18 protein-coding genes and 2 tRNA genes are annotated in these 20746 nt (G+C 71.0%); 7 read left to right on the top strand and 13 right to left on the bottom strand.

Annotated features, from left to right (window positions below; translation table 11 throughout):
• The first annotated feature begins 166 nt into the window (after nucleotides 1–166).
• The 6 genes from aceE (at nucleotide 167) to BIV03_RS04705 (ending at nucleotide 8054) form a co-directional block, all read left to right on the top strand.
• Complete coding sequence (gene aceE, locus BIV03_RS04730; protein WP_070418721.1) at nucleotides 167–2911, top strand: pyruvate dehydrogenase (acetyl-transferring), homodimeric type; 2745 nt, start codon at nucleotides 167–169, stop codon at nucleotides 2909–2911.
• A 7-nt stretch (nucleotides 2912–2918) separates the two neighbouring features.
• Nucleotides 2919–4145, top strand: a complete 1227-nt coding sequence (locus tag BIV03_RS04725; RefSeq protein WP_070418720.1) for a CdaR family transcriptional regulator — start codon at nucleotides 2919–2921, stop codon at nucleotides 4143–4145.
• Nucleotides 4146–4251: 106 nt separating this feature from the next.
• On the top strand, nucleotides 4252–5193 hold the full coding sequence (locus BIV03_RS04720) for an ACP S-malonyltransferase (protein ID WP_070418719.1): 942 nt from the start codon (nucleotides 4252–4254) through the stop codon (nucleotides 5191–5193).
• Nucleotides 5190–6245 carry a beta-ketoacyl-ACP synthase III gene (locus BIV03_RS04715; protein WP_070418718.1) on the top strand — a complete coding sequence of 352 codons (1056 nt, stop codon included), beginning with the start codon at nucleotides 5190–5192 and terminating at the stop codon, nucleotides 6243–6245. Before BIV03_RS04720 ends, BIV03_RS04715 begins: the two co-directional genes overlap by 4 nt.
• A 114-nt stretch (nucleotides 6246–6359) precedes the next feature.
• Nucleotides 6360–6608 (top strand): acyl carrier protein, encoded by a 249-nt coding sequence (locus BIV03_RS04710; RefSeq protein WP_022903951.1) that lies wholly within the window; start codon nucleotides 6360–6362, stop codon nucleotides 6606–6608.
• A 201-nt stretch (nucleotides 6609–6809) separates the two neighbouring features.
• Nucleotides 6810–8054 (top strand): beta-ketoacyl synthase, encoded by a 1245-nt coding sequence (locus BIV03_RS04705; protein WP_070418717.1) that lies wholly within the window; start codon nucleotides 6810–6812, stop codon nucleotides 8052–8054.
• Between the two features lie 334 nt (nucleotides 8055–8388).
• Here the strand turns inward: BIV03_RS04705 and BIV03_RS04700 are convergent, their stop codons facing one another.
• From BIV03_RS04700 to BIV03_RS04675, 6 genes are all read right to left on the bottom strand, one after another.
• Nucleotides 8389–8892 carry a DUF3145 domain-containing protein gene (locus BIV03_RS04700; protein ID WP_229085361.1) on the bottom strand — a complete coding sequence of 168 codons (504 nt, stop codon included), beginning with the start codon at nucleotides 8890–8892 and terminating at the stop codon, nucleotides 8389–8391.
• A 144-nt stretch (nucleotides 8893–9036) separates the two neighbouring features.
• Complete coding sequence (locus tag BIV03_RS04695) at nucleotides 9037–9837, bottom strand: DUF1684 domain-containing protein (RefSeq protein ID WP_071294839.1); 801 nt, start codon at nucleotides 9835–9837, stop codon at nucleotides 9037–9039.
• Nucleotides 9834–10970: an AI-2E family transporter gene (locus tag BIV03_RS04690; RefSeq protein WP_229085312.1), complete on the bottom strand. Its 1137-nt coding sequence runs from the start codon at nucleotides 10968–10970 to the stop codon at nucleotides 9834–9836. Before BIV03_RS04690 ends, BIV03_RS04695 begins: the two co-directional genes overlap by 4 nt.
• A 55-nt stretch (nucleotides 10971–11025) precedes the next feature.
• Nucleotides 11026–11100 (bottom strand) — tRNA-Ile (locus BIV03_RS04685).
• Nucleotides 11101–11113: 13 nt separating this feature from the next.
• Complete coding sequence (locus BIV03_RS04680) at nucleotides 11114–12325, bottom strand: glycosyltransferase (RefSeq protein WP_071294838.1); 1212 nt, start codon at nucleotides 12323–12325, stop codon at nucleotides 11114–11116.
• 113 nt (nucleotides 12326–12438) lie between these two features.
• Entirely contained in the window at nucleotides 12439–13350 is a 912-nt protein-coding gene (locus BIV03_RS04675; protein ID WP_175475715.1) for a DMT family transporter, read from the bottom strand.
• A 39-nt stretch (nucleotides 13351–13389) separates the two neighbouring features.
• On the opposite strand from BIV03_RS04675, the gene def reads away from it, so the two are divergent.
• On the top strand, nucleotides 13390–13965 hold the full coding sequence (gene def, locus BIV03_RS04670) for a peptide deformylase (protein WP_071294837.1): 576 nt from the start codon (nucleotides 13390–13392) through the stop codon (nucleotides 13963–13965).
• An 84-nt stretch (nucleotides 13966–14049) separates the two neighbouring features.
• On the opposite strand, the gene BIV03_RS04665 is transcribed toward def, so the two are convergent.
• From BIV03_RS04665 to BIV03_RS04635, 7 genes are all read right to left on the bottom strand, one after another.
• A complete protein-coding gene (locus BIV03_RS04665) occupies nucleotides 14050–14538 on the bottom strand; it encodes a hypothetical protein (RefSeq protein WP_070418713.1) in 489 nt (162 codons plus the stop codon).
• Nucleotides 14539–14627: 89 nt separating this feature from the next.
• Nucleotides 14628–14700 (bottom strand) — tRNA-Asn (locus BIV03_RS04660).
• A gap of 100 nt (nucleotides 14701–14800) precedes the next feature.
• Nucleotides 14801–15826, bottom strand: coding sequence for a D-isomer specific 2-hydroxyacid dehydrogenase family protein (locus BIV03_RS04655; protein WP_083403203.1), 1026 nt, complete (start codon nucleotides 15824–15826; stop codon nucleotides 14801–14803).
• Nucleotides 15823–16755, bottom strand: coding sequence for an ATP-binding cassette domain-containing protein (locus tag BIV03_RS04650; RefSeq protein ID WP_070418712.1), 933 nt, complete (start codon nucleotides 16753–16755; stop codon nucleotides 15823–15825). The genes BIV03_RS04655 and BIV03_RS04650 overlap by 4 nt, the downstream gene beginning before the upstream one ends.
• Before the next feature lie 148 nt (nucleotides 16756–16903).
• Nucleotides 16904–18640, bottom strand: a complete 1737-nt coding sequence (locus BIV03_RS04645; RefSeq protein ID WP_254790731.1) for an ABC transporter ATP-binding protein — start codon at nucleotides 18638–18640, stop codon at nucleotides 16904–16906.
• Nucleotides 18637–19632 carry an ABC transporter permease gene (locus BIV03_RS04640; RefSeq protein ID WP_071294836.1) on the bottom strand — a complete coding sequence of 332 codons (996 nt, stop codon included), beginning with the start codon at nucleotides 19630–19632 and terminating at the stop codon, nucleotides 18637–18639. The genes BIV03_RS04645 and BIV03_RS04640 overlap by 4 nt, the downstream gene beginning before the upstream one ends.
• A gap of 2 nt (nucleotides 19633–19634) precedes the next feature.
• Nucleotides 19635–20708: an ABC transporter permease gene (locus tag BIV03_RS04635; protein WP_070419549.1), complete on the bottom strand. Its 1074-nt coding sequence runs from the start codon at nucleotides 20706–20708 to the stop codon at nucleotides 19635–19637.
• Nucleotides 20709–20746 lie beyond the last annotated feature (38 nt).

Here is a 20746-nt window from a genome sequence, read left to right as displayed (position 1 = left end):
AATCGTACGCCGACGTCACCCGAATGCAAGCACCTGTCCACCCACACGTCACCATCAGCCTCTCGGTCGGTGCGGGGGCCTAGAGTGGTCGGGGCCCCATCCGGTCGTGACCCGACCAACCGGTGGCCCGCCATGTCCACCACCACGAGAACGAACGAGGTCAAGGGTGACGGTGAACGACCAGGACCCGTACAGCCACGGCAGCAGCGACCAGGACCCGGAGGAGACCGCCGAATGGCGTGAGTCCCTCGACGGGCTGGTGCAGACCCACGGCCACCAGCGTGGCCGCGAGATCATGCTGAGCCTGCTCAAGCGGTCCAAGGAACTGCACCTCGGTGTGCCGATGGTCCCGACCACGGACTACGTGAACACCATCGCGCCGGAGAACGAGCCCGAGTTCCCGGGCGACGAGGAGCTCGAGCGCCGCTACCGCCGGTGGATCCGGTGGAACGCCGCGATCACCGTGCACCGCGCGCAGCGCCCCGGGATCGCGGTCGGCGGCCACATCTCGACCTACGCGTCGAGCGCCGCCATGTACGAGGTCGGCTACAACCACTTCTTCCGCGCGCAGGACCACCCGTCCGGCGGCGACCAGGTGTTCTTCCAGGGGCACGCGTCCCCCGGCATGTACGCCCGCGCCTACATGGAAGGGCGCCTCGGCGAGGACCAGCTCGACGGCTTCCGGCAGGAGAAGTCCCACGCCGGCGGCGGACTCTCGTCCTACCCGCACCCGCGCCTCATGCCGCACTTCTGGCAGTTCCCGACCGTGTCGATGGGCATCGGCCCGATCAACGCGATCTACCAGGCGCAGCAGGCGAAGTACCTCTCCAACCGCGGCATCAAGGACGCCTCCGACCAGCAGGTCTGGGCGTTCCTCGGCGACGGCGAGATGGACGAGGTCGAGTCGCGTGGACAGCTCCAGGTCGCCGCGAACGACGGCCTCGACAACCTGAACTTCGTGATCAACTGCAACCTGCAGCGTCTCGACGGTCCGGTCCGCGGCAACGGCAAGATCATCCAGGAGCTCGAGGCGTTCTTCCGCGGTGCGGGCTGGAACGTCATCAAGGTCGTCTGGGGCCGCGAGTGGGACGACCTGCTCGCCCGCGACACCGAGGGCGCGCTCCTCAACCTGATGAACCAGACGCCGGACGGCGACTACCAGACGTACAAGGCCGAGAACGGCGCGTACGTCCGCGAGAACTTCTTCGGGCGCGACCCGAAGGCGCTCGAGCTGGTCAAGGACTACACGGACGACCAGATCTGGAACCTCAAGCGCGGTGGGCACGACTACCGCAAGGTCTACGCCGCGTTCAAGGCCGCGACCGAGCACAAGGGCCAGCCGACCGTCATCCTCGCGAAGACGGTCAAGGGCTACGGCCTCGGCCCGAGCTTCGAGGGGCGCAACGCGACGCACCAGATGAAGAAGCTCACGCTCGACAACCTCAAGCAGTTCCGCGACGAGATGCGCATCCCGATCACGGACGCACAGCTCGAGGAGAACCCCTACACGCCGCCGTACTACCACCCCGGGAACGACGACGAGGCGATCCAGTACATGCACGAGCGCCGGCGTGAGCTCGGCGGGTACGTGCCGGAGCGTCGCACCAAGTACACGTCGATCACCCTCCCCGAGGACTCGAAGTACCAGGTCGTCAAGAAGGGCTCCGGCAAGCAGGAGATCGCCACCACCATGGCGTTCGCCCGACTGCTGAAGGACCTGCTCCGCTCCCCCGACTTCGGCGACCGCGTGGTGCCGATCATCCCCGACGAGGCACGCACGTTCGGCATGGACGCGTACTTCCCGACGGCGAAGATCTACAACCCGAACGGCCAGCACTACACGTCGGTCGACCGTGAGCTCCTCCTCGCCTACAAGGAGAGCCCGCAGGGACAGATCATCCACGTCGGCATCAACGAGGCGGGCGCCCTCGCGGCGTTCACCGCGGTCGGCACCTCGTACTCGACGCAGGGCGAGCCGCTCATCCCGGTCTACGTCTTCTACTCGATGTTCGGGTTCCAGCGCACCGGCGACGCCATCTGGGCCGCCGGCGACCAGATGACCCGTGGGTTCATGATCGGCGCCACCGCCGGTCGCACGACGCTCACGGGCGAAGGCCTGCAGCACGCCGACGGCCACTCGCTGCTCCTCGCGACGACGAACCCGGCCGTGGTGTCCTACGACCCCGCGTACGGCTACGAGATCGGGCACATCGTCCAGGCCGGCCTCGACCGGATGTACGGCACGAACGAGGACGGCAGCGCGAAGCACGCCGACCCGAACGTCATGTACTACCTGACGGTCTACAACGAGCCGATCGTCCAGCCGGCCGAGCCCGAGGGCATCGACGTCGACGGCATCGTCAAGGGCATGTACCTGCTCAACCGCAGCGAGCACGACGGCCCGAAGGCCCAGCTGCTCGCGTCGGGTGTCGCCGTCCCGTGGATCCTCGAGGCGCAGCAGCTCCTCGCCGAGGACTGGGGCGTGTCGGCCGACGTCTGGAGCGTCACGAGCTGGGGCGAGCTGTACCGCGACGGTCTCGACGCGGAGCAGCACGCCTTCCTCAACCCGAACGAGGCGCCGCGCACCCCGTACGTGACCGAGCGACTGCTCGGCACCGAGGGCCCGGTCGTCGCGGTGAGCGACTTCATGCACGCCGTGCAGGAGCAGATCCGCCCGTTCGTCCCGACCGACTACGCCACCCTCGGCGCCGACGGCTTCGGCTTCTCGGACACCCGTCCGGCAGCGCGCCGCTTCTTCCACATCGACGGCCCCTCGGTCGTCGTGCGGACGCTGCAGCAGCTCGCGAAGCAGGGCAAGGTCGACGGCGCGCTCGTCCAGCAGGCGATCGACAAGTACCGCCTGCACGACGTGACCGCCGGCACCACGGGCAGCGCGGGCGGCGAGAGCTGATCTGCCGGTGACGTCGGTCCGACCGGACTCCGAGAGCCAGGAGAGCGCGCGCGAGCGGGCGCTCTCCTGGCTCCGTCAGGTGTCCGGGGAACTCTCCACCGCCACCATCAAGCGGCTCGAGGACACCCTCCCCTGGTACAGCGAGATGCCTCCGGGCCGACGCTCCGCCGTGGGGCTCGTGGCCCAGGCGGGCATCACCTCGTTCATCAGCTGGCTCGAGGGCACCGCGTCGACCCCGTGGATCGCCGCGGCGGACGTCTTCGGCTCAGCGCCGCGGGAACTCCTGCGCTCGGTGAGCCTGCAGCAGACGCTCCAGCTCATCCGCGTGGTCGTCACCGTGGTCGAGGAACGCGCCAAGGACGACGAGATGCTGCAGGAGGCGATCCTCAAGTACTCGCGGGACATCGCCTTCGCGGCCGCCGACGTCTACGCCCGCGCGGCCGAGGCCCGTGGGCTGTGGGACGCCCGGCTCGAGGCCCTCGTGGTCGACTCCATCCTGTCGGGTGAGTACGACGACGAACTCCCGTCGCGCATCGCGGCCCTCGGCTGGCACGGTCACGGCGAGGTCGCGGTCCTGGTCGGCAACGCGCCGAAGCAGCTCGAGGTCGACCAGATCCGTCGCACCGCGCGGCACATGGACGCCGACGTGCTCATCGGCGTGCAGGGCTCCCGCCTCGTCGTGGTGATCGGCCGTGCCACGCCGCGCGACGACGTCCCCGAAGGCGAGGAGCCGGTGTCCTTCACCGCCATCGCCCAGGCGCTCGAGCCCTCGTTCGGCGAGGGACACCTCGTCCTCGGCAACGAAGTGCCCGGCGTGGTCGACGCGTCCACCAGTGCCAAGGGTGCCCTCGCCGGCTTCGCGGTCGCGCGGGCATGGCGCGGTGCTCCTCGTCCGGCCCTGGCCGACGACCTGCTCCCGGAGCGGGCCCTCGCCGGCGACCCGCTCGCCCGGTCCGCCCTCGTGCAGCGCATCTACGTGCCGCTCAAGGACCAGTCGACGGAGCTCCTGCAGACGCTCTGGTGCTACCTCGACACCGGCCGGTCGCTCGAGGCCACGGCGCGCGAGCTGTTCGTGCACCCGAACACGGTGCGCTACCGGCTCCGCCGCGTGGCGGACATCATCGGGTGGGACGCCACGCACGCGCGGGACGCCCTCATCGTGCAGTCGGCGCTCATCCTCGGCGCCATGTCCGAGTCGACCGCCGGGCGACGTCGCATCCCGCACCGCCGGTGAGCGACGTCGTATGCCGCATCGTCGCTAGGAAATGCACAATGTCGAGCGGTCATCGCTGTGGGAAGCCCACACGGGTGCGGCGCAGGCCGACGGGCAGGATTGTCCGGTGATCGTCGTCGTCGCGCCCGGACAGGGCTCCCAGACCCCCGGCTTCCTCGCCCCCTGGCTCGAGGACGCCACCGTCCGTGACCGCGTGGGGGCGTGGTCCGAGGCCATCGGCGTCGACCTCGCCGCCCACGGCACGGAGTCCGACGCCGAGACCATCAAGGACACGGCGCTCGCGCAGCCGCTCATCGTCGCCGCCGGTCTCATCACGGCCGACGCCCTGCTCGCCGACGGCCGCCGTGCCCTCGTGGGCGGGGTCGCCGGCCACTCGGTCGGCGAGTTCACCGCCGCCGGGGTCGCCGGGATCCTCGAGCCGACCGACGCCGTCGCCCTCGTCGCCGAACGCGGCCGGGCGATGGCGGACGCCGCCGCGCTCGAGCCCACGTCGATGGCCGCCGTCCTCGGTGGGGACGCCGATGCCGTCGCCGCCGCGCTCGAGGCGAACGGCCTCGTCCCCGCGAACCACAACGGCGGCGGTCAGACCGTCGTCGCCGGACCCGCCGACGCGATCGCCGCCCTCGCCGCCGACCCGCCCGCGAAGGCCCGCGTGATCCCCCTCGCCGTGGCCGGTGCGTTCCACACCCGGTACATGGCGTCCGCCGTCGAGCGTGTCGCCCCGGTCGCCGCCGCCGCGACCGTGCAGGACCCGTCGCTGCCGATCTGGACGAACGCCGACGGTTCCCGTGTCGACGACGGTCGTCGCTTCGTCGACCTCATGGTCCAGCAGATCCAGAGCCCCGTGCACTGGGACGCCGTGATGGAGTCCTTCGCGGCCGCCGGTGTCACGGGCATCATCGAACTCGCACCCGCCGGTGCCCTCGTCGGCCTGGCGAAGCGCGGTCTGCGCGGGACGCCGACCGTCGCGATCAAGACCCCCGACGACCTGCCCGCAGCGATCGACCTGCTGCAGAGCGCGGGCCAGGAAGCAGACGCAACCGCATGACCGACGCCCCCATCCCGACCACCGCGACCGAGGGGACGGAGCCGACCCGCGCCTCCCGTCCGCTGCTGCAGCAGCGTCGCGGCCACGAGTTCACCCGCATCCTCGCCTTCGGCGCCGCCCGCGGTGAGAACGCCGTGCCGAACGACGACCTCGTCGGGCCGATCGACTCCTCCGACGAGTGGATCCGCCAGCGCACCGGGATCATCACCCGCATGCGCGCCGGCAAGGACGTCGAAGCGGTCGACCTCGCCGAGGCCGCCGCGCTCGACGCGATCGCCAAGGCCGGCCTGACGCCGGACCAGATCGGCGTCGTGCTCGTGAGCACCGTGACCCACACCGTCGCCACGCCGTCGATGGCCTCGCTGCTCGCCGAGCGCATCGGTGCCGCGCCCGCCGCGGCCTACGACATCAGCGCCGCGTGCGCCGGGTACGCGTACGGCATCGCCCAGGCGGACTCGTTCGTGAAGTCCGGCATCGCCGACCACGTGCTGGTCGTCGGTGCCGAGAAGCTCAGCGACATCGTCGACCCGACCGACCGCTCGATCTCGTTCCTGCTCGGCGACGGTGCCGGAGCGGCGATCGTCGGCCCGAGCGACTTCCCCGGGATCGCCCCGACGATCTGGGGCTCCGACGGGTCGAAGTGGGACGCGATCGGCATGACCTCGACCTACAACGAGTGGGAAGCGGGGGCCGCGCGGCCGACGATACGGCAGGCCGGTCAGACCGTGTTCCGCTGGGCCGTCTGGGAGATGGTCAAGGTCGCCCGTGAGGCGCTCGAGTCCGCCGGAATCCAGCCGTCCGACCTCGCCGCGTTCGTGCCGCACCAGGCGAACATCCGCATCATCGACGAGTTCGCCAAGCAGCTCGGCCTGCCCGAGTCCGTCGTGATCGCGCGCGACATCACCACCACCGGCAACACCTCCGCGGCGAGCATCCCGCTCGCCACGCACCGCCTGCTCGAGGAGAACCCCGAGCTCTCCGGCGGCCTCGCCCTGCAGATCGGCTTCGGCGCCGGCCTCGTCTTCGGCGCCCAGGTCGTCGTCCTCCCCTAGCCCATCCCGGCCACGCACCCGCGCGGCCACCCTCCGACGAGCCTCCGGGCGCGCGACCGCTGCGTGCCCTAGGCTGGTCCACGGTCAAACGACACCCCCTCAAGGAGAATCCCCATGGCCCTGTCCAACGAAGAAGTCCTCGCCGGCCTGGCCGAGCTGATCAACGACGAGACCGGCATCGCGACCGACACCGTCGCGGCCGACAAGTCGTTCACCGACGACCTCGACATCGACTCGATCTCGATGATGACCATCGTCGTCAACGCCGAAGAGAAGTTCGACGTCAAGATCCCCGACGAAGAGGTCAAGAACCTCAAGACCGTCGGCGACGCCGTCGACTACATCGTCAAGGCCCAGGCCTGACGCGAGCTTCCTGAGCGCCGCGGCCCCGGCGGACCGACCGCGGGCCGCGGCGCTCATCTCGTCCACCGGACCGACACACGTCGGTCCACACAGGTCCGGCGTTCGTCGGGCCGCACCGGTCCGGCGTTCGTCGGCCCGCCCCGGCTCCGTCCGGCACCGCCACGAGCGGTCGGACGTCCTCACGAAAGAACACGTCGTTCCATGACCAACAAGACCGTCGTCGTCACCGGGATCGGTGCGATCACGCCCCTCGCCGCGACCGCCCCGGACACGTGGGACGCGCTGCTCGCCGGCACGTCCGGCATCACCCGCATCGAGGACCCGCGCTACGCCGAGCTCGAGCTCCCCGTCGAGTTCGCCGGCCAGGCGCGCCGGTTCCTCACCGACCAGCTCACCCGCCCCGAGTCGAAGCGCCTCGACCCCTCGTCGCAGCTGTCGCTCGTCGCCGCGCGCGAGGCCTGGGCCGACGCCGGCATCGACGCCGAGACCGTCGTCCCCGAGCGCCTCATCGTCGACTGGGCCACCGGCATCGGCGGCGTCAACACCCTGCTCGACGCGTGGGACACCCTGCGCGAGAAGGGTCCCCGTCGCGTCCTGCCGATGACGGTCCCGATGCTCATGGCGAACGGCCCGGCCGCCGCCATCGAGATGGAGTTCGGCGCCCGCGGCGGCGCCCGCACCTACCTCTCGGCGTGCGCGTCCTCGACCGAGTCCCTCGCCGAGGCCTACCGCCACGTCGCCACCGGCGAGGCCGACATCGTCATCACCGGCGGTGCCGAGGCCGCCCTGCACCCGCTGCCCCTCGCGGCGTTCGCGTCGATGCAGGCGCTCTCCCGCCGCAACGACTCCCCCCAGACCGCCTCGCGTCCGTACGACGTCACGCGCGACGGCTTCGTGCTCGCGGACGGCGCCGCGGCGCTCATCCTCGAGACCAAGGAGCACGCCGAGGCCCGCGGGGCGACGATCTACGCCGAGGTCGCCGGCGCCGGCATCACCTCGGACGCGTTCCACATCACCGCGCCGGACCCCGAGGGCAGTGCTGCCGCCCGCGCCGTCCTGCAGGCGCTCGAGCACGCCGGTGCCGCGCGCGAGGACGTCGTGCACGTCAACGCGCACGCCACCTCGACCCCGGTGGGCGACGTCGCCGAGTACCACGCCATGCGCCGCGTGTTCGGCGACCACCTCGACAACGTCGTGGTGTCCGCCACGAAGGCGTCGACGGGGCACCTCCTCGGTGGTGCCGGTGCGATCGAGGCCGCGTTCACGGCCCTCGCGCTGCACAACCGCGTCGCGCCGCCGACGATCAACCTCACCCAGCAGGACCCGGAGATCGTGATGGACGTCGCCACGGCGCCGCGCGAGCTCCCGCAGGGCGACCTGCTCGCGGTGAGCAACTCGTTCGGGTTCGGTGGGCACAACGCCGTGGTCGCGTTCCGGAGCGTCTGAGTCCGGTCCGTCGGGCCCGTCCGTCGGGTCCGTCCGTCGTGTCCGTCGGGTCCGTCCGTCGGTCCTGGAGGCCCGTCCCGCGTCGTCGGGGCGGGCCTCCGTCCGTCCCTGGCCCGGTCCACCGCCGCGAAAGCGACAGTCTGGCGGCTCGCCCCCACGTCGCTGCCGCCGAAGCGACGGTCTGCCGCCGCAACGGGGCGGCAGACCGTCGCTTTCGCGAAGCGGCGCCGGCCGCCCCGGCAGCGGCTACGTCACGTCGGAGGGCGCGACCCGCGGCCGGACGCACGAACGCCGCCCCGAGGGGCGGCGTCCGTGACGGAGGATCGGGCGCGACTCAGCCGACGCGGTGCAGCCAGACGACCGGGTTGCCCTCGGCGGCGTGGCGGAACGGTTCGAGTTCGTCGTCCCACGCCTGACCCAGGGCGAGTCGGAGCTCGCGATGGAGTTCGAGGGCGTTGCTCCCCGCCACCTCCATCGCGTAGCGGACGCGGTCCTCGGGGACGACCATGTTGCCGGTGACGTCGGTCTGCGCGTAGAACACCCCGAGGTCGGGCGTGTGCATCCAGCGGCCGCCGTCCGACTCGGAGGTGGGTTCTTCGGTGACCTCGTACCGGAGGTGCTCCCAGCCGCGCAGGGCCGAGGCGATCGCCGCACCCGTACCGACGGAACCGGTCCAGGTGAACTCGGTCCGACGGGCGCCGTCCTGTGCGGGCTGGTCGAGCCACGAGAAGTTCACGGCACGGCTCATGGCGCGACCTGCCGCCCATTCGACGTGCGGGCAGAGCGCGCGTGGTGAGGAGTGCACGTAGAGCACCCCGGTGGTCGTTCCGTTCACGATTCCTCCGATTCGTCAGGTGCGACTTCCCCATCGACCTGAACTGGAGGTTCTCGTTTCGGAACCATCGATATCCGATTGTGATGTCCTTGCGGACACGCCCATTATGCAGGCTGCGCGCTGGGAACACCAGGCACCGCGACAGAGTCAGTGGAAGACGTGCCCCGACGCGTCGAGCGGGTGCCGCTCCCCCGCGGTGAGCGGCACCGGGATCCGGTTTTCGCCGGGCGGGATCGGGCAGGCGAACTGGTACGAGAACGCGCACGGCGGCAGGACGAGGAAGTTCCAGTCCAGCTCGACGTCGGCAGCGACACCGGGGTCGTCGAGGTACAGGAACCGGCCCATCGAGTAGGTGCTGCCGGGATCGTCCTCGAGCAGGGCACTCGTGGCGTCCTGCACGATGAGCTGCAGCCGTGCGGCGCCTCGGAAGGCCGCGGAGCGGACCGCCACCAACCGGACGGCCGATCCGCCCAGGGTGGTCTCGACGTGTCCGGCGACCTCGAGCGGATCGCCGGCTGCGTCGACGACGCTCGCCGCGCCTCCTGGGACACCCGGCGTGTACCTGCCGGACGTGACCCACGCGGCGGAGTGGTCGAACCGGGCGATGCGTGCGAAGCGGGCGATCGCATCGGACGCCGGGTCCCACACGCGCAGCGTGCCACGGGAGACGGACCCGGCGAGGCTGTCCGGGAAGGTGACGACCGACGGGACGACCGCCTCGTCGCCGGCGACGAGCACGGTGCCGTCCACCGGGTCGCCGTCGACGACCACCCCGTCACCCGCGTCGGCGGTGACCGTGAGGCCGCCGGGTGCCGGTGCCCACTGCCCCGGGACGGGCCACACGGGCTGGGCGTGGTCGACACGCTGGGCGTTCACGAGCGCGAGCGGACCCCGAGCGCTGGTCGCCCAGCGATCACGGTCGGCGACGTGCTCGTCGAAGGCGGTCACGACTGCTCTTGGCGGGGGTAGATGACCTTCTGGACGATGATGATCACCGACGCGGCGACCGGCAGGGCCACGAGTGCGCCGAGCACCCCGCCGATGGTCCCGCCAGCGACCGCTGCGATGACGACGAGGGCGCCGGGGACCTGCACGGCACGCGACATGATCCGCGGCGAGATCACGTACGCCTCGACCTGCATGTACACGAGGTAGTAGATCGCGGCGGCGAGGGCCGTCGCGGGCGAAGCGAACAGGCACAGCAGCGAGATGACGATGGCCGACGCGAGCGTGCCCACGAGCGGGATGAGCGACCCGAGGAACGCGAACGAGGCCAGCAGCACGGGCAGCGGAGCACCGATGATGAGCAGGAACACCAGGCTGAGGATGCCGTTGATGAGCGCCTGGGAGATCTGCCCGACGACGTAGCGGCCGACCGCCTGGGTGATCTGCTCGCTGACGTCGATGAAGTTCTCGCGACGGGACGCCGGGACGAAGCGGTAGGTCATCGACTTCATGCCGCGCATCGACGCGAGGAAGTAGAGCATCAGGATGATGACGATGACGGCGCCCGTGAGACCGGTCAGGATCCCGCTGCCGACCGCGAGGATCCCGCCGCCGAGGCTCAGCAGGTTGCCGGGGTTCTCGACGAAGGACTGCACGGACTGCAACGCGTGGTCGATGTCGAACGACCCGGACAGTTGGTCCGAGAGGTTCTGCACCCACTCCTGCCTCGAGATGTCCTGCACGATGTCGGGGAAGTTCTGGATGAGGTTCGTCGCCTGCTGGACGAGGATCGGCACGACCGCGAACACCACCCCGGCGAACGCGGCGAGGACCCCGACGACCACGACGGTGATGGCCACCCAGCGCGGCACGAACCGTTCGAGGAAGGACACCAGCGGGTCGATGCCGAGCGCCAGGAACAGCGCGACGCCGACGTAGACGAGCACGGTGGAGAGCTCGTTGACGATAGCCCCCGCGACGACGGCGACGAGCACGCCGAGCGCACCCATGAAGCCGATCCGGAAGGCGTTCACGCGCACGCCGGTGCCACCACGGGTCACCTCGAACGTCACGTTGGGCGTCGGGCTGTGGTCGTCCTGTTGCTGCTGCGTGTCGCGCTTCCTCGGGAGGTGCACGCGGGGCGGGTGCGGTCGCTTGCTGTTGCTCGAACCCGCGTCGGCTTTTGACATGTAGGGCGGGCGGGACTTGAACCCGCGAATCGTTCGGTTATGAGCCGACTGCCTTGACCAGCTTGGCTACCGCCCCGTGCCGGGGACCGTCAGGCCACCGGTTCCCCACGATACAGCGACTCGAACGTCGAGAGCGTGCGGTTGATGTCGTGCGCCTCGATCATCGCCAGGCTGCGGTCGCGCATCGTGACGTAGTCCTCGTCCGACGCGGTCAGCACCGCCGTGAGCTTCGCCGCGAGGTCGTGCTCGTCGCCGGGGGTGAACAGGTACCCGTTGCCGTCGATGAGGTGCGGGAGCGCCATCGAGTCCGCCGCGACGACGGGGAGGCCGGAGGCCATGCCCTCGAGCGAGGCGATGCTCTGCAGCTCGGCGGTGGAGGGCATCGCGAACACGGTCGAGTTGGTGAGCGCCTGCTGCTTGACCTCGTCCGAGACGAAGCCGAGGAACCGGACGCGGTCCTCGAGCCCGAGCTCCTTCGCCTGCTGCCGGAGCTTGGGGATCATCTCGCCGTCGCCGACGATCGTCAGCGTGGCTCCGAGCTCGGACGGCAGCAGCGCGAGGGCCTTCACGAGGACGTCGAGGTTCTTCTCGGGTGCGACCCGACCGACGAAGACGATGTCGTTGCCCGCAGGCCGCCCCTCGCGTGCGACGTACCGGGTGGCGTCGATCCCACACGAGATCGCCAGGACCCGCTGCCCGGCGATGGCCCGGCGCAGGTAGTCGGCGGCGAGGTTCGTCGGGGTCGTGATCGCGTCGGCGAGCCGGTAGGTCTTGGCGGCGTCGTTCCAGGCGATCTTCACGGCGATCGGCACCGTGCGCTTGCCGAACGGCGTGTACTCGAGGAGGTTCTCGGGCATGAAGTGGTTCGTGGCGATCACCCGGATGCCGCGCGCGTGCGCCTCGGGCACCATGCCCCGGCCGACGACGACGTGCGACTGGATGTGCAGGACGTCGGGCTGGAACGCGTCGAGGATCGGGGCGGTCCACTTCTTCACGCTCCACGGCCACACGAAGCGCAGCCACGCGTGCAGCGGCCACTTGTAGGACTTCAGGCGGTGCACGACGAGGGTCACGCCGTGGAGCTCCTCGTCGAAGGTGCCGTAGTGGCGGCTCGCCGCCGGGGCGACGATCTGGACCTCGTGCCCGCGCTCGGCCAGGCCGACGGCGAGCTGCTCGGCGAAGGTCGCGGCTCCGTTGACGTCGGGGGCGAAGGTGTCCGCTGCGATGAGGACGCGCAGCGGTCGTCGACCGCCCGTCGCACCCGTCGGTCCGGCGGTGGCGGTGGTGGCGTCGTCTGACACGGCTGGCGTCGTCCTCTCGTGGGCGATTGCTGGTCGTTCGACGACGCTACCGCACGCCGCTCGGGCAGCGCGTCCGCCTCGCGGTGGACTCCGTCACCCCACGGGACGACGGCTCAGGAGCGGGTCTGCGGGTGGTGCTTGGCGAGGAGGAACACCCCGGTGATCGCGATCGCGGCGGCGACGACGAAGCCGAAGACGGCGAAGACCGGAGCACCGGTGGCCTCGCCGAGGACGATCACCCCGATGCCGACGGCGACGATCGGGTCGATGACCGTCAGACCGGCGATGACGAGGTCGGCCGACCCGCTCGAGTACGCGTTCTGCACGAAGTACCCGCCCAGCGAGGCGGCGACGACCACCCCGACGATCGCGAGCACGGTCAGCCAGTCGAACGTGCCGTTCACGAACCGGTTGAGCACGACCTTGGCCAGCGTCGCGACGAACCCGTAGAGGACGCCGGCGCCGACGATGTAGTACAGCGCGTTCTTGTGCTTCGCGACGAGGCGGAACGACACCAGCACGAGCACCAGCACGACGGCCAGGATCACGAGCACGGTGACGAGCTGTCGGCTCGTGATCGCGCTCTCGTGCCCGACGAAGGCCGCGATGCCGACGAAGATGCCGACGCCGACGATGCACGTCCAGACCGCTCGCCGTGCCCGACGGCCGAGCGGCACCCCGGAGGACCGCGACGAGAACCAGGTCGTGATCACGAGGGCCACGGCGCCGAGCGGCTGCACGACGATGAGCGGCGCGTACGTGATGCTCACCAGCTGCAGGACCACGGCGATGCCGAGCATGAGCGTGCCGAGCACCCAGTAGCCACTCGAGACCAGCCCGACGACGTGCCGGACGCTGAGTCCCTTCGACTGCCGACCGAGCCGCGCTTCCACCCGCTGCACCCCGCGGCTCTGGAACTGCGCCCCCAGTGAGAGGAAGACCGCCCCGATGAGCGCGACGGGGATCATGAGCGCCTGGAACGGCGTGAGGTTCACCGCGTCGGGCAGCTGGAGGTCCGTCGTCACGCGTCGAGGCTACCGTTCCCCGCCGGATAACCTGGGTGAATGGCCGTTCTCCCGATCCGCATCACCGGCGAACCCGTCCTGCACGAGCGTGCAGCCGAGGTCACCGACTTCGACGACGACCTGCGATCGCTGGTCGCCGACATGTTCGAGACGATGGACCTCGCACCCGGGGTCGGACTGGCCGGCCCGCAGGTCGGCGTCGGCAAGCGGCTGTTCGTGTACTCATGGACCGATGATGACGAGGTCCTGCACCGCGGCGTCGCGGTGAACCCCGTCCTGTGGACGACCCCCGCCGTTCCCGAGGCTGTGGAGGAACTCGACGAGGACGAGGAGTCCGAGGGCTGCCTCTCGGTCCCGGGCGAACGGTTCCCGCTCCGCCGCTCCGAGGGCGCGCTGCTCCGTGCCGTCGACGAGCACGGCACGCCGTTCGAGGTCGAGGCCCACGGCTGGCTCGCCCGCATCTTCCAGCACGAGTACGACCACCTCGACGGGTACCTCTACGCGGACCGGCTCGTGCACCCGTACGGCAAGCAGGTCGCGAAGGCCATCAGGAAGAACAGCTGGGGCGGCCCGGGCAAGTCCTGGCTGCCGGGGCGCGACCACCCCGAGGGCTGACGGCGCTCGTCTCGTCGGCCCGGGTCCGGTCGACGGCCGACCGCGTCGGCCCGGCGCCGATCAGCAGGGCCCAGGAGGCGCGGCTCACCCCCGCCAGGCAGCGATCGCGTCCCGCAGGTGCTCGGTCTCCGGATGCCCCGGGCAGTACTCGAGCAGACCGGCCGCGACGTGCGCCTCGGCCGACGAGTCGACGGAGGCCGCCCACGGCCCGGTCCCCCGCACCGCGCAGGTGGTCGCGAGTTCCTCGAGCGTGGCGTCCCCCTCGGCGGCGTCGACCGCGGAGCGCTGCTGCGTCGACATCTCGGTGCCGGTGATCCGCTGCGCCCGGCAGTCGGTGCGCTCGTCGTCCCACACGGCGGAGTAGGTCGTGTACGTCTCGGAGCGGTCCGACGTCCCCACGTCGCAGACGAACGCGAAGACGATCGGTGCCGTGCCGGACACCGCGACGCCCGAGGTGGCGGTGGTGTCGAGCGAGTCGCCCGGCTCGGACTCCGCGCCGGTCGTGCACCCCACGAGGCCGATCGCCGCGGCCGCGACGACGCCCGCGGCGAGGGCTCGGCGCACGGTGATCACCTGTGAACGCTAACAGCTTCCGGCCATGCGTCCGCTGCGAGCTCCGACGCCACGCAAAAGGCCCCCACCCGAAGGTGGGGGCCGTGCTGCTCCCCGAGTTGGACTCGAACCAACAACCTGCCGGTTAACAGCCGGCTGCTCTGCCAATTGAGCTATCGAGGATCACTGTCCGCTGGCGAATGTCGTGCGAACAACGGGTAACAGCATAGCAGCACCCGGGAGCGACCCCGCGCATCCGCCACGCATCCCGGGCGTGCCGCGCTCAGTACCCCGCGACCGGGTCCACCACGCCGACGAAGCCCTCGCCTGCTCCGCCGAGGAACGCCACGGTGTTCACCCGCACGCGTTCGGCCAGCAGCGGTGCCACCATCTCCGGCGTGTCGGCCTGGTGCGGCGTGATGATCGCGCCCGACTCGTCCCAGAGCGGGTGTCCGTCCGGCAACGGCTCCGGGTCGGTGACGTCGAGTCCGGCCGCCGCGATCGCACCGCTGCGCAGCGCGTCCACGAGCGCGGAGGTGTCGACCAGTCCCCCACGGGCGATGTTCACCAGCCGTGCCGACGGCTTCATGATCGCGAACTGCGTGGGCCCGAACAGCTTCGCGGTCCCCGAGGTCATCGCCGCGGCGATCATGACCACGTCGGCATCGGGCAGGACGTCGTCGAGCTGGTCGGTCGTGACGGTCCGGTCCGCCCCGGGAACCGGCGAGGACGACCGGCGCACCACGGTGACCGAGACCTCGAACGGCGCGAGCAGGCGGATGTACTCCAGCGCGATGCCACCGGCGCCGATGACGACCACGTTCCGGCCGTAGAGCGAGACACCCTCGGGCTCGGTCGCCCACGACCGCGCCCGGGCGCGCTTCTGCAGCACCCGCAGCGTCCCGAGCGTCAGCGCGAGGGCGTGCTCGGCGACGGGTTCGGCGTACGCGCCCTTGGCCGAGGTGAACAGCACCCGGTCGCCGTACTCGGCGATCAGCGAGGCGAAGGCGTCGACACCGGCGAACGGCAGCTGGACCCAGCCGATGGACGGTGCGGCGTCGAGCGCCTCGGCGAGTCCCGCGGGATCGCGAGGGTCGAGCCACACGAGTCCGGCGGTGTCCGCCCCGAGCGACGCGGTCCCACCGGCTGCGGCGACGGCGTCCTCGTGGAGGGCGGTGCCGTCCCCGGCGGGCAGGATCGCGATCGGTCCGGCGGTCGGCGGGGCGACCGGCAGTTCGGCACCCGCGTCGGTCACCACGGCTCGGTGCCCGCGCACCCCCGACGACGACGACGACGTACCCGCGCTCATGCGTTCTCCTGCCGCTCCGCGCGCGGACCGGTGCCGGCGGCGACCGGCCGACGCGGCGCCGAGGACCGACGGGGCGCGGCCGACGCCGGCTGCCGACGCTTCACCGGACGGGCCGCCGTCGACGCGAGCGTCTTGACGTAGGGGTCGACGGGGTTGTCGAGGACCTCGTCGAAGGTGCCGAGACCGACGAGCCGGCTCTCGGCCATGATCGCCACCCGGTCGGCGAGTGCCCGGGCCTCGCGCAGGTCGCTCGACACCACGACCGCCGAGAACTGCCGGTTCCGCTGCAGGGTCGCCAGCGCCTCGAGCACCGACTGCCGCACGAGCACGTCGACGCCGCGGGCGGGTTCGTCGGCGACGAGCAGCTGGGGCTCGAGCACGAGCGCCTTCGCGAGGGCGACGCGCTGCCGCTGCCCGCTCGAGAGCTCCCACGTGTTGAGCCGCATCACCCCGAGCGGCAGGTGCACGGCGTCGACCAGGCGGGCGACGATGAGGCCGGCCTCCTTGCGGTCGAACCGGCGGTCACGGGCGTAGATCGGTTCCGCGATGGCCTCGCCGACGGTGAGGTCCGGGCTGAGCCGGTCCGCGCCGTCCTGCGGCAGGTAACCGATGCGGCCGCTGAGCCGCTCGAGCTTGCGGGACGTCGGTCGGAGCCCGCGCGTCTTCTGCCCGAGCACCGTGAGTTCGCCCCCGACGATGTGCCGACGGTGGGCGCCGTCGCCCTCGCCGGTGGTGCCGAGCTGGCCGGCGATCGCCGCGGCGAACGTCGACTTGCCGGACCCGGACTCGCCGAGCACGGCCAGGATCTCCCCCTGACGGACCGTGAGGCTCACGCCGTCGACGGCCCGGATCGCATCCGTCCCCCGTCCGCTCCGGTACTCGATCGACACGTCGTCCGCGACGACCGCCGGTCCGTTGACCGCGATCATGGGTCCCCTTCCACGCCGCCCCCTGGCGGCGGTTCGCGACGGACCGGGCTGCACCGACCGTCGTGCGTGTTGCGGTGGAGGTGACCGCCCAGGAGGCGCGGCGTGCGTCGTCGACGTCAGCCGCGCCTCCGGGGATGGTCGCGTCGGGTCAGGACCCGGCGTTCTCCAGTTCCACAAGCGTACGCCGTCGCTCCGCCTGTTCCGCCGGATCCGGCACCGGGAGTGACGCCAGGAGACGCTGCGTGTACGGGTGCTGCGGCGAGCCGAGGACCTCGGCCGTGGTGCCCGTCTCGACCAGGTCGCCGCGGTAGAGCACGGCGATCCGGTCGGAGAGCGCGCCGACCACGGCGAGGTCGTGGCTGATGAACAGCGACGCGAACCCGAGGTCCTGCTGCAGCTCGAGGAACAGCTCGAGCACGCGCGCCTGGACGGACACGTCGAGCGCACTCGTCGGTTCGTCGGCGATGAGGAGCTTCGGTCGAAGCGCGAGCGACCGCGCGAGTGACGCACGCTGCCGCTGCCCGCCGGACAGCTCGTGCGGGTACCGGTCGCCGTAGGCCGCCGGGAGCTGCACGGCCTCGAGCAGTTCGCCGACACGCTTCCGGGCGGCACGCGGGCTCGACACCTCGCCGTGCACGACGAGCGGTTCGGCGACGCACTCCGAGATCGTGAGCAGCGGGTTGAACGAGGTCGCCGGGTCCTGGAAGACGAACCCGATGTCCTTGCGGTGCCGCTTGAAGTCGCGTTCGCGGTACCCGAGCATCTCGGTGCCGAGCACCTCGAGCGAGCCGCCGGTGATCTTCGTCAGGCCGGCGATCGCGCGGCCGATGGTCGTCTTGCCGGAGCCGGACTCCCCCACGAGGCCGAGGACCTCGCCGGGACGGATGTCGAGGTCGACGCCCTTGACCGCCTTGAACGCGTGCGACCCGAGCCGGCCCGGGTACTCGATCTCGAGCCCGCGTGCGCGGACGAGCGGCTCGACGTCGTCACTGATCGCGGCACGGCGGGCGACCCCGGTGGAGGCCTCGAGCCGGGGCACGGCGGCGAGCAGGCGCTTCGTGTAGTCGGCCTGCGGCGCCGCGAACAGCTCAGCGACCGGGGCCTCTTCGACGACCTCGCCCTGGTACATCACGGCGACGCGGTCGGCCAGGTCGGCGACGACGCCCATGTTGTGCGTGATGATGACGATCGCCGCGCCGAACTCGTCGCGGCACCGGCGGAGCAGGTCGAGGATCTCCGCCTGGACCGTCACGTCGAGGGCGGTGGTCGGCTCGTCGGCGATGATCACCGACGGTTCGAGGGCGAGCGCGCTCGCGATGACGACGCGCTGCTTCTGGCCGCCGGAGAACTGGTGCGGGTAGTGGTCGACCCGGGTCTCGGGATCGGGGATGCCGACGCGGCGGAGGTAGTCGATCGCCTTCGCGCGGGCCTCCTTCGCGGAGACGCCGCCGTGGGCCCGGAGCCCCTCGGCGATCTGCCACCCGACCGTGAAGACCGGGTTCAGCGCCGTGGAGGGTTCCTGGAACACCATCGCGCCCGCGGTGCCGCGCAGGCTCCGGAGCTTCTGCGCGCCGACCGTCACGACGTCCGTGCCGTCGAGGAACACCGCACCGCCGAGCGTCGCCGTCTCCGGCATGAGGCGCAGGATGCTCCGCGCCGTGACGGACTTGCCCGAGCCGGACTCGCCGACGAGGGCGAGGACCTCGCCGGGGCGGACGTCGATGCTGACGCCCTTGACCGCGTCGACGGCACCGCCGTCGGTCGCGAAGGTGACGGTCAGGTCGTCGACGACGACGACCGGTTCCGTCGTGGTGTCGCCGGCCTGGAGGCGCGTGGAGGCGCGGGACTGGTCGGTCGCGCGGGACTGGTTGGTCGCGTCCGTCATGCGGTCGCCCCTTCCGTGCTGGCCGTCTGCTTGCGGGACACCAGCTGCTTGAGCCGGCGTCGCGCACGCAGACGCGGGTCGGAGATGTCGTTGAGGCTCTCGCCGATGAACGTCACGCCGAGGACGAGCACCACGATCGCGACACCCGGGAAGACGCCGGTCCACCAGACGCCGCTCGCGACGTCGGACAGCGCACGGCTGAGGTCGTAGCCCCACTCCGCGCCGCTGGTCGGGCCGATGCCGAAGCCCAGGAACCCGAGGCCCGCGAGCGTCAGGATAGCGTCGCTCGCGTTCAGCGTGAGGATCAGCGGGAGGGATCGCGTCGAGTTCCGGAGGACGTGCCGGGTCATGATGCGCCACGGGTTCGTGCCCATCACCCGCGCGGACTCGACGAACGCCTCGTTCTTGAGCCGCACGGCCTCGGCGCGGACGACCCGGAAGTACTGCGGGACGTACACGACCGTGATCGAGATCGCCGCGGCGATGATGCCGCCCGAGTAGCTCGAGTTGCCGCCGGAGATGACGATCGACACCACGATGGCGAGGAGCAGGGACGGGAACGCGTAGATCGCGTCCGCCACGACGACGAGGATCCGGTCGAGCCAGCCGCCGATGTAGCCGGAGACCATGCCGAGCAGCACGCCGATGATGATCGACACGACGACGGCGACGATGACCACGAGCACCGCGGTCCGGGCGCCGTAGACGACGCGGCTGAAGACGTCGAAGCCGCCGACGGTCGTGCCCCAGATGTGCGTGGCGCTCGGTGCACCGGTGCGCGGGAAGCTCTGCCCGTCGGCGCCCTGCAGCTGGCCGAAGCCGTACGGGGCGATGAGCGGCGCGGCGATCGCGACGATGAGGTACAGCGCGCAGATGACCACGCCGGTGATGAGCATGGCGCGCTGCCAGCCCGTGCTCCGACGGAGCTGCAGCACGACGGGCAGCCGCTTCCAGAGCGGCTCGTGGCGGTCGACGAGGGAGGTGTCAGCCATCTCTAGAACCTCACTCTCGGGTCGATGAGGGCCGCGACGACGTCCACGATGAAGTTCGTCACCGCGACGATCACCGCGAGCATCGCGACGATGCCCTGGACCGCGACGAAGTCGCGGGCCGACAGGTACTGGTTGAGCTCGAAGCCGAGCCCGCGCCACCCGAAGGTGGTCTCGGTGAGGACGGAACCGCCCAGGAGCATGGCGATCTGGAGTCCCATCACCGTGATGATCGGCACGAGGGCGGGACGGAACGCGTGCGTGCGGACGAGCCGCGCCTCCCGAACGCCGCGCGAGCGGGCCGCGTCGACGTACTCGGAACCGAGCGTCCCGATCATGTTCGCGCGCACCAGGCGCAGGAAGATGCCGGCGGTGAGGAGCCCCAGGGTCAGTGCCGGCAGGACGGCGTGCGCCAGCACGTCCCCGATGATCTGGGCGTTGCCGGTGCGCAGGGCGTCGATGAGGTAGATGCCCGTCGCGCCCTGGATGTTGTCGAGGACGAGCGACACCCGCGTGGACGCGCGGTCGCCGAGCGGGAGCCAGCCGAGCCACACCGAGAAGACGAGCTTGAGCAGCAGGCCGCCGAAGAACACCGGCGTCGCGTAGGTGAGGATCGCGAGTGCGCGGAACAGGACGTCCGGCCACTTGTCGCGCATGTACGCGGCGAGCATGCCGAGCGGGATGCCGAGCAGCAGCGCGACGATGAGCGCGTAGAAGACGAGCTCGGCGGTCGCGCCGCCGTACGTGACGATGATCTCGGTGATCGGCCGGTTGTCGGTGGCCGTCGTGCCGAAGTCGCCGCGGACGATGTTGCCGAGGTACTCGATGTACTGGACGAAGACCGGGCGGTCGTAGCCCGCGGCGTGCAGGCGTTCCTGCAGCTGGGACGGCGTGAGTCGGCCGCCGACCGATGCGGTGATCGGGTTCCCGATGACGCGCATCAGGAAGAACACGAGCGTCACCAGGATGAAGACGGTCGGGAAGATGAGGAGGAACCGGACGAGGACGTACCGGCCGAGTCCGCCGCCGCTGCTCTTGGCACTGCGCTGTGCCTCGGGCTTGGTGGGGTCGGTGGCCAGTTCCGAGCTCGCCTCTGGGGTGCTGAGGGTCACGGGGA

The organism is Curtobacterium sp. MCBA15_016, assembly GCF_001865105.1.
GTDB lineage: Bacteria > Actinomycetota > Actinomycetes > Actinomycetales > Microbacteriaceae > Curtobacterium.
This window is presented reverse-complemented; position numbering and strand designations above follow the sequence as displayed.